Origin of the sequence: Cohnella sp., assembly GCF_041641335.1 — a bacterium.
Classification (GTDB): Bacteria; Bacillota; Bacilli; order Paenibacillales; family Paenibacillaceae; genus Cohnella.
Map to the genome: position 1 here is coordinate 78,712 of NZ_JBEPYQ010000007.1, position 16,645 is coordinate 95,356.

The window sequence follows — 16,645 nt, forward strand, 5'->3', positions numbered from 1 at the left end:
GTACGCCCCTTCCTTCCCGAACATTGCCTTCTCCTTTATTATACTCACCGTCTATGTCGAAAGATAGTTTAATGCAATTAAATATTTACGACATGAATCCGCACGATCGAGAACATGACGACAAACGGCGACATATACTGGTTACGAAATATGGGTAAAAGCGGAGAAACGGCCATGAGGAGGCGCTGTCCATGTCCTCTAACGAAACGAAAATCAAAATGATCGGCCAAATGGCCCAGGATGCCGGACTAATAGAAGACCCCCAGTGGCTCGAACGGCTCAATGAACCGGTGCCCCTGTGGGTCGTCTTGGATATGCTGTTGCGATGGATAGACCGTACCGAACCGAACGGTTCCGGCCCTTACGATTAAGCGGACCCGGCTTGCGTCGAGAGCGGCTTGACGAAGGCTTCGGCCAGCGTGTCCCCCCGGTCGACGGGAATCATCAGCTTGCCCTGCCCGCGTCTGTCTTCGATCGGAGAGCTCTCCGAGGAAAATTCCGATACGGCCCCGCTCGCCGTCAAGGCGAGCAGGCTGACCGCTTCCCTGACATGGAACGCGGCGACCAGCTTCGTGCCGTTCGGACGGACGCGTTTGCCTTCTTTGAACTCGAACGTCTGAATGCCCTTGCCCCCGCGGCCTTGCTGAGGATAATCGAGCAGCAGGGTGCGCTTCGCATAGCCGTAGTCGGACAGAACGAGAACCTCTCCTTCGTCCTCCGCGACGAACAGAGCGTCCGTCAGCTGATCGCCCTCTTTCAGCATAATGCCTCTTACTCCTCCGGCGACGCGGCCCTGCACGCTGACTTCCTCGCGGTTGAACCGGATGCTCATCCCCTGCTCGGTCACGAGCAGCAGATCGTCCGGACTGTCCGAACGCATCACCTTCACGATCTCGTCCCCGTCCGCCACTTTGCAGGCGGCAATCGCCATGCTTCGCGTCGTGGCGTATTCGACGAGCGGCGTCCGCTTCACTTGTCCCCGCTTCGTTACGAACACAAGCATCGGCCCGGACGTCTCTGCGTCTTCCTTCCCGTCTACCGGCGGAGTCAGCTCCGCGCTCTTGGCGCGCACGACGCCGACGATGCGGTCGTCTTTGGCAAGCGGAAGCACGTTCACGATCGCCGTCCCCGTGTCCTTCCACTTGAACTCCGGAATTTGGTGAACCGGCAGCAAGTAGTAGTGGCCCTTCTGCGTGAAGAGCAGCAGCGGGTCGAGCGTGTTGACTCCGAGACTCCAGCGAATGACGTCGCCTTCCTTCACGCCCGCGCTTTCGAGCTCTCCGCCGGATCGCGTGAACGACAGAAGGCTCGTCCTCTTAATGTAGCCCTCGCGGCTTAGCGTCACGAGCACTTCTTCCGCCGGAACCATCACTTCCAGGTTGACCTTGATCTCTTCCACTTCGCCCTGAATGACGGAGCGGCGGTCGATGCCGTATTTGTTGCGGATTTCCGCCAGCTCGTCCTTAATGACGCTCAGCAGCTTGCGCGGACTATCCAGAATGGCGCGCAACTGGGCGATTTTCTTAAGGGTGTCTGCATGCTCCTTCTCGAGCTGGGTAATCTCGAGATTGGTCAGCCGATAGAGCTGCAAGGTGAGAATGGCGTCCGCTTGGCGCTCGGTGAAGCCGAACTTGGCGACCAGATTGTTTTGCGCGTCTTGACGGTTTTTCGAAGCTTTGATCGTCTCGATGATCTGATCGAGCAGGTTCAGCGCCTTGACGAGCCCTTCCAGCACGTGCGCGCGGTCTTCCGCCTTCTCCAGATCGTATTGGGTGCGGTGCGTGACGACTTCCTTCTGGTGCTCGATGTACGCGTCAAGAATCTGCTTAAGGCCGAGTTGGCGCGGCGCCTTGTTCACAATCGCGACCATGTTGAAGTTGTACGTCGTCTGCAGGTCGGTTTTCTTCAGCAGGAAAGCGAGTATGCCTTCCGCGTCCGCATCCTTCTTCAGCTCGACGACGATGCGCAGGCCGTTCCGGCCGCTCTCGTCCCGCACTTCGGCGATGCCCTCGACCTTCTTCTCCATCCGCAGGCTGTCGATGGCGTTCACGAGCTTCGACTTGACGACTTGGTACGGAATTTCCGTAATGACGATCTGCTGCTTGCCGCCTCGCATCTCTTCGATCGCGGTTTTGGAGCGGATATGGATTTTCCCTTTGCCCGTCTCGTAAGCCTCGCGAATGCCGTCCGCGCCCATAATGATGCCGCCGGTCGGAAAATCAGGACCTTTCACGGTGTCCATCAGCTCTTGCACCGTAATGTCCGGCTTGTTCATGACGGCGACGCACGCATCGATGATCTCGCGCAGATTATGCGTCGGGATTTCCGTGGCGAAGCCGGCCGATATGCCGGATACGCCGTTCACGAGCAAATTCGGGTAACGCGACGGAAGAACGACGGGCTCCTTGGCCGTGTTGTCGAAGTTGTCCTTGAACAGCACCGTCCTCTTCTCGATATCGCGCAGCAGCTCCATCGAAATCGGAGACAGACGCGCCTCCGTATACCGCATCGCCGCCGGCGGATCGTCGTCCATCGATCCCCAGTTGCCGTGCCCGTCGACGAGCATGTGCGCCATTTTCCATGGCTGGGCCATCCGCACCATGCCCTCGTAGATCGAGGAATCGCCGTGAGGGTGGTAGTTCCCCATCACGTCGCCGACCGTCTTGGCCGACTTCCGGTAAGGCTTGTCCGGCGTGTTGCCCGACTCGTACATCGCGTACAGAATGCGGCGCTGCACCGGCTTCAGGCCGTCGCGGACATCCGGAATGGCGCGGTCCTGGATAATGTATTTAGAATAGCGTCCGAAGCGGTCTCCTACGACCTCCTCCAGAAACGCCGGCAAAAAGTTCTCAAGTAGGCTCACTGCTACTGCCTCCTAGTTCTGGGGCACACGCACCGGGATATCGCTCTCGCAGACCGTTAGTTCAACAATGTCCCGATGATGTGCGGTTTATTAGCGGTCCGACAGACCGCTATTTCTGTGTTTGCGCAGTTCTAGCCCGGTTAACGGCCTAGCAGACCGTTATCTACGCCTTCGCGCCGGTTCTAGCCCGGTTAACGGCCTAACAGACCGTTACTGCGCATTCGCGCCGATTCTAGCCTGGTTAACGGCCTAGCAGACCGTTATCTACGCCTTCGCGCCGATTCTAGCCCGGTTAACGGCCTAACAGACCGTTACTGCGCCTTCGCGTCGGTTCTGGCCCAGTGAACGGTCCAACAGACCGCTAACCCTCCCACCCGCTCGCAAGACTACTCCTCGTACTCCGTGAAATCGACGTTCTCGATGATCCAGCGTTTGCGAGGGTCGACCTTGTCGCCCATCAGCGTCGACACGCGGCGCTCCGCCTTGGCGGCGTCTTCGATCTGCACCTGCAGGAACGTGCGCGTCTCGTAGTTCATCGTCGTCTCCCACAGCTGGTCGGGGTTCATTTCTCCCAGGCCTTTGTACCGCTGCAGCTCGGCGCCCTTGCCGAGCTCCTTCGTGAAGACGCTCAGCTGCTCGTCCGTCCAGGCGTAGCGCACCGTCTCCAGCTTGCCCGACTTTCTCGTGATCTTGTAGAGGGGCGGCTGGGCGATGAACACCTTGCCCGCGTCGATCAGCGGCTTCATGTACCGGTAGAAGAAAGTAAGCAGCAGCACTTGAATGTGCGCGCCGTCCGTATCGGCGTCGGTCATAATAATGATCTTGGAATAGTTGCATTCCTCGACGTCGAACTCCGAGCCGATGCCCGCTCCGATCGCCGAGATAATCGCCTTGTACTCGTCGTTCTTCAGAATGTCGACGAGCTTGGATTTCTCCGGATTCATCGGCTTGCCCTTAAGCGGCAGAATGGCCTGGTACTTCGAATCCCGGCCCTGCTTGGCCGATCCGCCCGCGGAATCGCCCTCGACGATGAACAGCTCGTTGCGAGAGCTGTCCTTGGACTGGGCCGGAGACAGCTTGCCGCCGAGGCTCGGGCTCTCGCTGCGCTTCTTGCCGCTGCGGATTTCCTCGCGCGCTTTGCGCGCCGCTTCCCGGGCCTTGGAAGCCTGAATCGACTTGCGGATCAGCAGTTGGCCTACCTGCGGATTCTCTTCCAGAAATACGGTCATCTTGTCCGTCACGACGGCGTCGACCGCGCCGCGCGCAGAAGCGCTCCCGAGCTGGTCCTTCGTCTGGCCGACGAATTCGACCTCGGACATTTTAATATTGATGACCGCCATCATGCCTTCGCGCAGGTCGTTGCCTTCGAGATTTTTTTCCTTCTCCTTCAGCTGTCCCGTCTTGCGCGCATATTCGTTCATCACCCGAGTGTAGGCGGTTTTGAAGCCCGTCTCGTGCGTGCCTCCGCCCCTCGTCGGAATGGCGTTGACGAACGATGCGATCGTCTCCGTATAGCCGTCGTTGTACTGCAGCGCGATCTCGACCTCGATGTCGTCCTTCTCCGCCGCAAAATGGATGACATCGTGCAGCACCGATTTCTCTTCGTTCAGGAACTGCACGAACTGGCGCGCGCCGCCTTCGTAATGGAACGAGTCCGACTTGCCGCTGCGCTCGTCCTTGATGTTGACCTTCAGTCCGGAGTTGAGGAACGCGATTTCCTGCAGCCGTTCCGACAAGGTGTCGTAGTTCATGCTGACGTTGCCGTGGAACACTTTCGGATCGGGCTTGAACGTCACCTTCGTGCCGGTGCGGTTCGTATTTCCGGTCACATCCAGCCCCGTCACGGGTTCTCCGACATGCTCCACGCCTTTGTCGTCGACCCACGTCTCGAATCTCATCTTATGTATTTTTCCATCGCGGTAAATCTCGACTTCCAGCCACTCGGACAAGGCGTTCGTTACCGAAGCGCCTACCCCGTGCAGCCCGCCGGACTTCTTATAGCCGCCTCCGCCGAATTTGCCGCCCGCATGCAGGATCGTATAGACGACCTGAGGCGTCGGGATGCCGCTCTTGTGCATGCCCGTCGGAATGCCCCGCCCGTTGTCGATGACCGTAACGGAGTTGTTCGCATGAACGGTGACGTCGATGCGCGAGCAAAACTTGGCCAGATGCTCGTCCACGGCGTTGTCCACGATCTCCCACAACAGATGATGCAGACCCGACGTCGTCGTGCTGCCGATATACATGCCCGGCCTTTTGCGAACAGCGGTTAGCCCTTCTAAAATTTGAATATCATCCGCGCTGTATTCACTTCCCGCCTGCGCGGCGGATTCAGTGAAAATATCCAGTTGTTCGGTCACGAACGGACCTCCTTGCGTAATCTCTTGCGCTTATGCTCATAAACGCGCTTCGTTTATTCTAATTCAAGATGTCTTGCTTCGTAAAGACGGCGAACGAAACGATAATCGACGCAGCGCCCCAGATCGCCAGTACGGCGAGCGAAAATCCGAGCGACATGCCCTCGATCGGAGGCGGCGTTCCCCGCAAATAAGCGGACAGCTCCAGGTTGACGTTGAACAAATATTTCGCCGACTTCCAGGAAGAGGCCATGTTGGCCAAAATCGTGCCCGAGATGATCGTCGCCATCATCGTCACGAAGCTCGCCGCCGTGCTGCGCACGAGCACCGATACCATCAGTCCGATCACGGCCACCACCATGGCGGCGAACCAGATGAGCCCCGCCTGCATCAGCAGGTACACGCCCTGCGTGACGGCATGGACATTCGACGTATCCACGTCCGCGCCCTGAACCCGGAACCCGACGAACACCGGTTCTCCCCAGCCTCCGTAGCCGAACACGAGGCCTGAGATCAGGTAGCAGAGCGCGACTGTCGTCACGAGAATAAGAGAAACGTATAAGGTCAGTGTCGCTAATTTGGAAAATAAAATTCGCCATCTTCGCACGGGCCGCGTCAGCAGCATCTTGATCGTCCCCGTCGAACGCTCCGAGGAGACGAGATCCGAAGCGATCGCCAACACCATGAGCGGGATGAACAGACTCACCGCGTTATCCATAAACCTGCGGGTAAACGTGACCCCGTTCGGAGACTCGGGATTGATGTCGTGATCGAGATAATATTGCAGCTGCTGAACAAGCGCCTTGCGCCACTGCTTCCATTCCTCTGGAATCCGGTCGCTGCTCAGGGCGTTCGTATTGTCGGTAATCCGGCTCTGCAGCTCGGCCCGCCAATCCGTCCGGAACTTGTCGGCGCTGTTCTGCGCGATCTTCATCTGGGCATAGACGAATACGGGGATCAAGATGAGCAGGATAAGCACGACGACCGCGAACCGTTTCTTCTTCCATACCTTTAACGACTCGTTCTGAATGAGCGCCAGCAGATTAGTCAATTTTCTCCCCCTCCGTCAGCTTCAGGAATAGCTCCTCCAAGGAGGGAGCGACGCGCTGCACCGATGCGATGCCGACGCCGGACGCCACAAGTCGGCTCACCCAGTCCGCGACTCGGCTCTCGTCCACGACGGTGACGATCGGCTCGTCCAACGCGGACAGCAGCGCTTCGTCGATCCGATGCTCCTCCTCCGGCACGAGCCCGATGTCCGAACCGTCGGCGAACATCCGCTTCGCTTCTTCCGGCCGATCGACCTGCCACACCGTGTACGCGCCCGCCTGCGAGACGAGCTGCTCCACCTCGCCGACGGCGATGACTTCGCCGTGCGCGATAATCGCCACACGGTCGCACATGAGCTGGATCTCGCTGAGCAGGTGGCTCGAAATGAACAGGCTCATGCCGCTCTCCGCCAGCATGCGGATAAACTCGCGCAGCTCCTTGATTCCTTTCGGATCGAGACCGTTCGTCGGCTCGTCCAGAATGAGCAGCCGGGGCTTGCACAGCAGTGCCTGGGCGATGCCCAGCCGCTGCCTCATGCCGAGCGAATAGGTTTTCACCTTGTCGTGGATTCGGTGGTCGAGTCCGACGATCTCCACCACTTCGGCAATGCGCGACTCCGGAATTCCAGGCTGCATTCGGGCGAAGTGAGCAAGATTTTCCCATCCGGTCATAAAGCCGTACATTTCCGGATTTTCCACGATACAGCCGATATGCGCGAGCGCTCTGTCCGGATGCGTGCGGACGTTCTCCCCGCAGACGAGGATGTCCCCGTCCGTCGGTTTGATCAGGCCGACAAGCATGCGGATCGTCGTCGTCTTCCCCGAGCCGTTCGGTCCCAGAAACCCGAATATCTCCCCCGCCTTGACGTCGAAGGAGACGTCGCGAATGATCGGCTTGCGCCCGATTCTTTTTTTCAGCCCCCGTACCGACAATACGACTTCCTTCTCCTGCTCTCCCATCGGTGATCCCCTTTCTCCGTCGTTATCGAAGCGCGTCCGCGACTCTTGCGGCGATCCGTTCGTACCCGAGCGCATTCGGGTGAAAATGGTCCGAGGACAAGTAATCCGTCAAATTAAACTCGAACAGATCGTACGTCGGAACGACCGTCGCGTTGCCGTCCGCCAGCGCAAGCCGGTAGGCGTAGCCGTTCCATTCCGCCACCGTCTCGCTGGCGACCTCCCGCATCTGCGGCACGTCGTAGAAGGCGTTGTACAGCCCGACGTAGACGATGCGCGCGACCGGATTCACGGCCCTGATCTTGTCGAACACTTCCTTAAGCCTCGGCTTGACGTCGGGCAGCAGCTCGCGAAGCGTCTCCGGAGACAGATCTCCTCCTTCCGCAAGCGAACCGCCTCCTTGCGCGACCTGGAACAGGTCGTTGCCTCCGATCGTCAGCAGCACGATGTCCGCGCGTCCGACCGCGTTCACGAACCCTTTCTCATCCAGATTAACGGCCAGTTGGTCGGCCCGCATGCCGTTGACGGCCATATTGTTGACCAGGTAGACCGGCTTGTCCAGCCTCTCGGCCAGCGAAGCGATCGTGCGCGTGACATAGCCTTCGCCGGTCGCATCCCCCGTTCCCTTCGTCAAGGAATCCCCTAACGCGGCGACGTACAGCTCGCTCTTCGCGCTCCAGTCACCGCCGGCCGCCTTCTCCGGTTCGCTGGCCTTAGGCAGAGCCAGTCCCTCTTTCGGAAACCACGTGTCCTTAATCGCCCAGCCGAAACCGGTCAGCATCGCCAGCAGGCAGACGAGCGACGCAATGCCCAACGTTCTCCACAGCACGGAAGACGACTTCATCCGCTTTCCCCCAGTCGTTCGATGATTCGGAGCTTGTTTCCGCTTTCTCCCTATACTTTTCCACGATAACGGTTATTGCCGCATTTTTCAAATCGAAATGCCCGGTCCTGCGCGAAAAACCGCAAAAAACCGGCCTGAAGGCGTCAAAAGACGCCGACAAGCCGGCAAGCGAACAAGTGAGCAGACGAACGTTCCTGGCGGTCAAGCGGACAAAAAGCGATACTGGGCTTCGACCAGGTTACGGTAATGCCCCGGGCGCTTCATCAGTTCCTCGTGATTGCCCATCTCCATCATCTCCCCGTGGTCGAGCACGACGATGCAATCGGCGTGGCGAATCGTGGACAGACGGTGGGCGACGATAAACGAGGTGCGTCCTTCCAGCAGCGTGCCCAGCGCCTCCTGAATGCGCAGCTCCGTCTCCGTGTCGATGCTGGCCGTCGCTTCGTCCAGCACGAGAATGCGCGGATCGGCGAGCAGCGCCCGCGCGAAGCTGAGCAGCTGCCGCTGTCCGACCGAGAGCACGTTGCCCCGCTCCTCGACTTCGGTGTCGTAGCCATTAGGCAAATCAACGATAAAGTCGTGCGCCCGCACGGCGCGGGCCGCCGCTTCGACTTCCGCGTCCGTCGCGCCGGGTCGCCCGTAGCGGATGTTGTCGCGGATCGTCCCCGAGAAAATAAACGTGTCCTGAAGCACGATGCCGATCTGCGAGCGCAAGCTGTCGATCGTCACGTCCCGCACGTCCTGGCCGTCGATCAGCACGCGGCCTTCCACCGTATCGTAGAAGCGGCAGATCAGGTTGACGATCGTACTCTTGCCCGAGCCGGTATGGCCGACGAGCGCTACCGACAATCCCGGCTTCACGTCGAGGTTGATGCCTTTCAGCGCCGGACGGTCGTTCTCGTAGCCGAACGTCACGTTGTCCAGTTGGACGCGGCCGCTCAGCTGCGAGATCGGTTTCGCGCCTTCCTTTTCCGGAACGGCCGGACGTTCGTCCATGAATTCGAAGATGCGCTCGGCCGACGACATCGAGATGAGCATTTGGGAATACATGTTGCCCAGCCGCGTAATCGGCTCCCAGAAGCTGCCGACATAAGTAATGAACGCGACGAGGACGCCGACGGTCATCGCCTCGGATTGTATGAGGTACGTGCCGTACAGCAGCAGGATCAGCGTGCCGATCGCGGACGTAATCTCGATGAGCGGCCCGAACAGCTGGTTCAGCGCCGAAGCTCTGTTCCAGGAACGGATGTTGCTCCTGTTCATCTCGTCGAAATAAGCGATATTTTCCTTCTCTTGCGCGAACGCCTGCGTCACCCGAATGCCCTGGATGCTCTCGTTCAGATGCGCGTTGATGCGCGATTGCTTGATCCGGACGATCTGCCAGGCCATGCGAATCTTCTTGCGCAGCGCCGTAGAGACGAAGAACATGAGCGGCACCGTCACGATAACGGCCAAAGCGAGCTTCGGCTCGATGAAGAGCAGAATGACCGTAATGCCGATCAGCTGCACGATGTCGATCGCCGTGTTGACGACCCCGTTCGTGAACATGTCCTGCAAGGAATTGACGTCGTTGGTCACCCGCACGAGCACCGAGCCTGCCGGACGCTTGTCGAAGAAGCGGAACGACAGCGACTGGATGTGCTTGAACAGGGCGGCCCGCAGGTCGAAAATGACCCTCTGCCCGATCTCGTTCGTCCGGTGAATCGTATATTTCTGCGCCCACCAGCGCGTGCCGTACAGCACGAGCATGGCGGCGGCGATCGTCAGCAGCAGCGACAGGCTGCCTTCGCCCGACTTCGGGAAGATCGCCCGGTCGATGGCCAGCATCGTCAGGAACGGAATCGCCAGCTTGGAGAGCATTCCGAACACGAGCATGACGAATACGACTTTGCCGACCTCGGCTTTGTACGGCTTCACGAAGGTGACGAGACGGCCCATCTGCTTCCAGTTAAACGGTTTCTCGATCAGTTCGTCGTCCTGGTATACGAATTGACGGCTCATCCCGACACCCGCCTTTCCGAGGCGCATTCCCCGTCCGCCTCGTAATCCAGTTCTTCCGGGCGGTCGGAGTATTGAATCCGGTACGTCTCGCGATACAGTCCCGGCTGGCGCACCAGCTTGTCGTGCGTCCCCCGCTGAATCGTGTGTCCGCGGTCGAGTACGATAATTTCGTCCGCATGGCGCAAAGTCGAAATCCGGTGGGCGATCATGAACACGGTGCGTCCGGCCATCACTTTGCGGATGGCGGTCTGAATCTCGTGCTCCGTCTCCATGTCGAGCGCGCTCGTCGCGTCGTCGAGAATGAGAATTTTCGGCTTGTTCAGCAGCGCACGCGCGATCGCGATCCGCTGTTTCTGTCCGCCCGACAAGCCCATTCCCCGTTCGCCCACGATCGTCTCGTAGCCGAGCGGCAGCTCGCGGATGAAGCCGTCCGCCTGCGCGTAGCGCGCCGCCTCCTCGATCTCTTCCATCGTCGCGTCCGGGCGGCCGTAGCGGATATTCTCCTTGATCGTCGTCGAGAACAGGAACGACTCCTGGAACACGATGCCGATCTGTCTGCGCAAGCTTTCCAGCTCGATGTGGCGAATGTCAATTCCGTCGAGCGTAATCGCGCCGTCGCCGACGTCGTAAGCTCTCAGCAGCAGCCCCACGGCCGTCGATTTGCCCGAACCGGTTCCCCCGAGCAGGCCGACGACGGTGCCGGCCGGCGCGTCAAGCTGCAAGCCGAGCAACGCGGAAGGCAGATCGTCGCGGTTCGTATAGCGGAAGCTGACGTCGTCGAAGCGAATATGCCCTTGAACCGCCTCGTCGTCCAGCGCTAGGCTGTTGTCGCGGTTTTTCACCGAGATCGGTTGGTAGAGCAGCTCCAGCAGACGTTCTCCCGAAGCTTTCGATTGCGTATATCCGTTGATCTGGAAGCCGAGCGTCCAGAGCGGGGCGACGACGAAGCCGAGCATCCCCGTGATCGCGACCAACTCGCCGAGAGTCATCGTGCCGGCGATCACTCGCCAGCCCCCGGCCAGCAGCAGCGTCGCTACGCTAAGGTTAGCGATAAACTCCATCATCGGAAAATACTTCGCCCACACGTCCGCGAGCGTCAGATGATTGTCCCGATAGTCCACGTTTTCCTTCACGAACTTATTGATCTCGAACGGTTCCCGGGCGAACGATTTGACGGTACGGACCCCGGTGATGTTTTCTTGCACTCGCACCGTCAAACGGCCCACCGCGGACCGGATCGACCGGAATACCGGGTGGATGGCCTGCTCGAAGCGAATCGCCACGAAGCCTAGCACCGGGATGAAGACGAGGATGAGCAGCGTAAGCGCCCAGTCGACAAAAAACATCATCGTGAACCCGAATACGAGCAGCAACCCCGTGTTGAGCAGCTGCGCGAAGCCAAAGCCGATAAACATCCGCACGCCTTCGATATCGGCCGTGAGCCTCGACATCAGGTCTCCCGTCCTCGCCGTATCATAGTAGGAGAAAGACAATTGCTGCAGCTTCTCGTAGCAGGCGTTGCGCAGCCGGTACGCGATCCGGTTGCCCAGCCGGCCGCCGCTGAAACCGTGTACATACTGGAATGCGGCTTTGACGAATATGACGCCGACCGCCGTTAACGTCAAACCGAGAACGCCGTCATACTTCTCCGCGAGAATCATGTCGTCGATAAGCGATTTGAGTAGCAGGGGATAAATCAGGCCAAGCGCGGTCGCGACCGCCAGTCCGGCTATCGATCCCCACAAGAAGCCTTTGTCTTTCCAGTAATAGGATTTTAAAGCCCGAAAAATATCCAAAAATGGTCCTCCCCTCGCTGCTTTCTACGGCAGTGTAAGCCGAATCTCAGATCCCGGCAACAGCGTTATTTCGCCCTATTCGGGCTTGGGGCGGAAACTGCCGTCGGCATCGCCGGGTATTCACCGGATCTCTTCGATATCGTCCCTTTTCATACCCAACATCCCCTTGTTGAACCGTTTATGCAAGGAAAACGCAGGCAACGGAAGAAAAGGCCCCCTTCCATCTTCGTCAAGATGAAAGAGGGCCGATTATCGAAATTAACGGCGGATTTTCCGCCATTGCTCACGCAAATCCATCAAATATCGTTCTTCGCCCGGCTGACGAAGCGCTTCGCTCATGCTGAGCGCGAAGGCGGACAGCTGCCCGGACCAGGCCTGCGCGGCCGAGCGGACCGCTTCCTGCAGCGCCAGCTCCGTCGCCTGTTCCCACTGTCGCCGCAGCGTCTCCAGAGCCTCGTCGATCGTCCCCAGCAACGTCTCTTCCAGGTCGCCACGCAGCGTCGCAGCGCCTTCCTGCTCGAAGAAATGCTTCGGAGAACGGAACGCGCTCCACAGCTGTCTGGCCTCGAAATTCGGTCCGGCGGCGAACGTTTCGGGAAGCGGCAGCTCCAGAGCCGGCTTCTCCGCCGGCTCCGGCGTGAAGCCTTCGCTCTCCATCTCCGCCAACCCGGACAACGCGGAGAGCGCCTTCTCCGCCAACGCGCCGATCGTTCCTTCGAGCCGCAATCCCGCCGCCCTCAGCTCCTGCAGCAAATCTTCGTTCAGCGACCGCTTCAAATCTTCGCCGCACGCTTGCAGCAGCTTTTTGAGATCGCGTCCGTCGTCCTGCAAAATGGACGGATGGAACGCCGCCTGGAAATGCTCCTTGAAGCGGAATTTCAAACGCTGGCGCAAATGGTACAGCTGCTCTCCGACTTCTTGGCGAAGAGGCTGCGCGGCCGCGGCGGGAACGGCTTTCGCCCCCTCTGCCTGCCAGCGCCGCGCCTGCTCGCTCAGCCGCTTCGCCTTCGCTTCGCGCGTGGCGGCGTCCGCGTTGGCCGATTGCAGCCAGCCGTCCAGCAGCTTGTCGACGCGTTCCAGCTCCTTATGCGCCGACGCAAGCGCCAGCCCCCCCAGCTCCTCTTCGGAGAAGCGGCGGAAGGCGCCTTCGAATTCGGACAATCCGGAAGCTTCGAGAGCGGGACGGCTGCGCGACAGCTTTGCCTGCAAGCCGTTCAGGCTGGACACCCCGAACAGCCGCGGTTTGCGGATGCCGTGCTTCAGCAGCTGCGCGCCCACGTGCGCTTTGACGGCTTCCAGCTCCGCTTCCGACGAAGCCAGGTCGGCTGCATTAATCACGAAAAACATTTTGTCGAGCTCGAACACGTCCTTGACGCTGCCGAGCTGATTGAGAAACTCGCGGTCCGCCTCCGTGAAGGCGTGGTTGTAATACGTCACGAACAGAACCGCGTCCGCGTTTTTGATATATTGGAACGCGACGCCGGTATGGCGGGCGTTGATCGAATCCGCTCCCGGCGTGTCGACGAGCACCGCGCCGCTGCGCGTAATGGGCGAATCGACGTACAGGTCGATCTCGGCGACGAAGCAGGAAGCCCTCTCGTCGGCGGCGAACCTTCTGTACTCCTCCCCGCCCGCCGTCAGCTTCCGGCCCAGCAGCGGGCCGAATTCGCTCCAGCCTTTGGCCGCGGCCGTCAGGAACGCCAGATGCGGTCGTCCGCGCGGATGCAGGTCTCCGGCCGCCACCGGATCCTTCAGCGCCAGCAGCCTAGGGACGTCCTCTCCGGCTGCGTCCAGCTTCTCCCGGGCGATGCCGATCCGCTTCAGCGAGTGACGGACGTCGGCCGCGAACTCTTCCGGCGTCTTCATCGTCACGAGAGCCGTACCGTCCGGGCGCTCCTCCGTCGGAGCGACGATCCGGTTGATCGTCGCCGTCGTCGGATTCGGCGAGACCGGCAGAGCCGGCTTGCCGACGAGCGCGTTGGCGAACGACGATTTGCCCGCGCTGAACGCCCCGAACAGCGCAATCGTAAAGCTCTTGTCGCGAAAGCGCGCCGCCTTGGAGCTCAAGCCGTCCGCGACGCTTCGCAGCGCGGAAATGTTGGACAGCAGCGCGGCGGCGTTCTCCAGCATCTCCGCGGCTCCCGTGGGCGCTCCCAGACGGCCGGGCTGGGCTTCTTCGGAAGAGGCTCCCTGTTCTTCGGGCGTCGTATCGTCCCCGGAACCGTCGACGGCTTCCGGCGAATTCTGCGTCGGCGCGTCCTTCGCCAATGCACCGACGAGATAGGCCGCGAGCGGTTCGGGCGCGGGAAGCCGCAGCTCGCCGTCATGGCCGCCCTCGGGCTCAGGCAGCAGCGCGAGCAGCTTCCGCTCCTCCTCGCGTTCCCCCCGTTCCAGCAAGGCGATCTCGTCGGCGATCCGGTCCGCTTGCGCCAGCTCGGCCAGTTGCGCTTGCACGCCCTCGGCCTTCTTCTCCAGCGAGGGACGATCCCGCTCCTGCAGCTCGTCGATCCACTGGAACGCCGCTTTGCGGTAGAGCGACTTCAGCTCGGCGCTGATCTCCGCCGAGTAGTGCAGCGTCGCCTGGCCTTCCGCTCCGGCGCCGGGCTTGACGAGCGCGCGCAGCCATTCCGGCTGAACCGGACGGAAGATGTCGTCGAGCGAACGCTCCATCTCCTCGCCGGAGAAGCCGCTCTGTTCGGCTTCGCGCCTCAGCAGCCCCTTAAGATGGCCGGTGACGTTCGCCGATACTTGCCGGTTGAAATCGTCGGTCAGCCTGCCTAGCCTCGCGACGCGCTCCGCCTCCGTTTTCGCCGCTCCTGCCAGCCACCCCGCCTTAAAACCGGGCTGCATCGCCGCCAGCACCGCCTGCGCCTTCTCCCGCGTCTCGGCCGGCGTCAGGTTGGCGTTGCCGAGCAGCTTATCCATGTCGACGCGTACGCGTTCCTTGCGCCGGTCTCCCGCCGTCCGGAGCTGGGACAACTCCGCCTCCAACTCGGCGCGATGAACCGATCTGCGCTCCGTCTCGCCTTCGTCGCCCAGCTGCTCCTGAAGCCGCTGCCTGTTTTCCTGATTACGCTGATGGAGCGTCTCCCGATACTGCTCCGCCAAGTAAACCGACGAACGGGCGACGCTCCTCGTGATGAGCGCGTCCGCAAGCGGCTGGAGCTCCTCCATAAGCCGAAGCAGCTGCTTCCATTGCGACAGCGGGTGATCGGGCTCTCGCAGCGACAGGAACAGCGTAGCGGCCGGCTCGATATCCCAGTTGGACAGCGCCTCGCTCAAGCTGCTTCTGAACTCCGCGAACGGGAGCTGCTCCTCCCTGTGCTTGTCGATCTGATTGACGAGCAAATAGGTCGGTTTACCCCAACGCGCCAGACTGCGCAGAAAACGGAAGTTGACTTCGGACTGCACGTGGTTATAATCGGTCACGAAAAAGACGACGTCCGCCATATGGAGAGCGGACTCGGTCGCCGCCCGGTGCGCGCCGTCCGTCGAGTCGACTCCGGGCGTATCTACGATCGCCATGCGATCGCCGAGCAGCGGGATCGGGTAGGATACGCGAATCGAAGTGACGCCTTCTCCGTCGACCGCGAAGTCGTGCAGCTGCTCGACCGGAATCGTGCGCGCCGGATGCGTCCTGCCGGTCGAATCGCGGAATTCCGTCTCGGCGAACGGCTCGCCGTTGACGACCGTCACGACGTTGGCGCTCGTCGGAATCGGAGAGGCGGGAAGAAGCGTCGCCCTGCACAGCGTATTGACGAGCGTGGACTTCCCGGCGGAGAAGTGTCCGCAGAACGCGACGGTCAGCCGCCCGCTCTCCAGCTTGCCGGACAGCTCCTCCAGCTTCGCCGCCTGGACATCGTCGCCGTTCTCGGCCGTTCTGGCGGACATTTGCCGCAGCGCTTCTTGGAATCGGATAAGTTCTGATGATAACGGCACGCCGGTTGGCGGCGCGCCGAGGTCGATAGAGTTCACTTCGCTACGCTCCTCTTCTTCAAGGAGGCTTTCATTCGAATCTTGCCTTCCTTGCAATGTTCCAGTACCGGACAAACTTCGCACTTCGGATTTTGAGCCTTGCAGTGGTAACGCCCGAAGAAGATCAACCGATGATGCGTAATCGTCCACTCCTCCCTCGGCACCTTGCGCATCAGCTTCTTCTCGACTTCGAGCACCGAATCGTCGGGCATGGCGATGCCAAGACGCTTGGATACGCGCTCCACGTGGGTGTCCACCGCGATCGCCGGCACGTCGAAGGCGTTCGACATGACGACGTTTGCCGTCTTTCGGCCTACGCCGGCCAAAGCCGTCAATTCCTCGTGCGTGCGGGGTACGTCCCCGTCGTGCAAGTCGATGATCATACGGCACAGCTTCTGGATATTCGCCGCTTTGTTGCGGAACAGCCCGATTCTGCGAATGTCGTTCTCCAACTCTTCCAAGGGGACGTTCAAGTAATCCTGCGGAGAGCGGTATTTCTCGAACAGCGTAGCCGTCACCTTGTTGACGGTCTCGTCCGTACACTGCGCCGACAGCAGCACCGCGATCGTCAACTCGAACGGATTGCGGTGATTCAGCTCGCAGCGCGCATCGGGAAACATCTCCGCTATCGTATTCAACACTTGCCTTAACGTTGCGGCGTTCATAAGCGCTCCTCATTTTCAGAAAGTCTCTAACTTATTAGTCTACCGGAATATCGCTTGTGCGGCAATATGCGGCACACATTAGCACGCTATACGACACTAATCCCGGACAGCAAATCAGGCCAACCGGATCGCTCCGAT

The 16,645-nt window shown here is 60.3% G+C and carries 10 protein-coding genes; 1 reads left to right on the top strand and 9 read right to left on the bottom strand.

The genetic code is table 11. The features are described from left to right. The first annotated feature begins 191 nt into the window (after positions 1-191). On the top strand, positions 192-371 hold the full coding sequence (locus tag ACESLM_RS03835) for a hypothetical protein (protein ID WP_372630046.1): 180 nt from the start codon (positions 192-194) through the stop codon (positions 369-371). Here the strand turns inward: ACESLM_RS03835 and gyrA are convergent. From gyrA to nth, 9 genes are all read right to left on the bottom strand, one after another. After that, on the bottom strand, positions 368-2,863 hold the full coding sequence (gyrA, locus tag ACESLM_RS03840; protein ID WP_372630047.1) for a DNA gyrase subunit A: 2,496 nt from the start codon (positions 2,861-2,863) through the stop codon (positions 368-370). The two genes, ACESLM_RS03835 and gyrA, sit on opposite strands and share 4 nt — an antisense overlap. 386 nt (positions 2,864-3,249) lie before the next feature. Beyond that, entirely contained in the window at positions 3,250-5,223 is a 1,974-nt protein-coding gene (gene parE / locus ACESLM_RS03845; protein WP_372630048.1) for a DNA topoisomerase IV subunit B, read from the bottom strand. Between the two features lie 58 nt (positions 5,224-5,281). Further along, entirely contained in the window at positions 5,282-6,271 is a 990-nt protein-coding gene (locus ACESLM_RS03850; protein ID WP_372630049.1) for an ABC transporter permease, read from the bottom strand. Then, on the bottom strand, positions 6,264-7,229 hold the full coding sequence (locus ACESLM_RS03855) for an ABC transporter ATP-binding protein (RefSeq protein WP_372630050.1): 966 nt from the start codon (positions 7,227-7,229) through the stop codon (positions 6,264-6,266). The genes ACESLM_RS03850 and ACESLM_RS03855 overlap by 8 nt, the downstream gene beginning before the upstream one ends. A 22-nt stretch (positions 7,230-7,251) precedes the next feature. Continuing rightward, complete coding sequence (locus ACESLM_RS03860) at positions 7,252-8,070, bottom strand: GDSL-type esterase/lipase family protein (protein ID WP_372630051.1); 819 nt, start codon at positions 8,068-8,070, stop codon at positions 7,252-7,254. Between the two features lie 201 nt (positions 8,071-8,271). After that, positions 8,272-10,071 (bottom strand): ABC transporter ATP-binding protein, encoded by a 1,800-nt coding sequence (locus ACESLM_RS03865; RefSeq protein WP_372630052.1) that lies wholly within the window; start codon positions 10,069-10,071, stop codon positions 8,272-8,274. After that, positions 10,068-11,867, bottom strand: coding sequence for an ABC transporter ATP-binding protein (locus ACESLM_RS03870; protein ID WP_372630053.1), 1,800 nt, complete (start codon positions 11,865-11,867; stop codon positions 10,068-10,070). The genes ACESLM_RS03865 and ACESLM_RS03870 overlap by 4 nt, the downstream gene beginning before the upstream one ends. A gap of 258 nt (positions 11,868-12,125) precedes the next feature. Continuing rightward, positions 12,126-15,842 (bottom strand): dynamin family protein, encoded by a 3,717-nt coding sequence (locus ACESLM_RS03875; RefSeq protein WP_372630054.1) that lies wholly within the window; start codon positions 15,840-15,842, stop codon positions 12,126-12,128. Continuing rightward, entirely contained in the window at positions 15,839-16,507 is a 669-nt protein-coding gene (gene nth / locus ACESLM_RS03880; RefSeq protein ID WP_372630055.1) for an endonuclease III, read from the bottom strand. The genes ACESLM_RS03875 and nth overlap by 4 nt, the downstream gene beginning before the upstream one ends. Positions 16,508-16,645 lie beyond the last annotated feature (138 nt).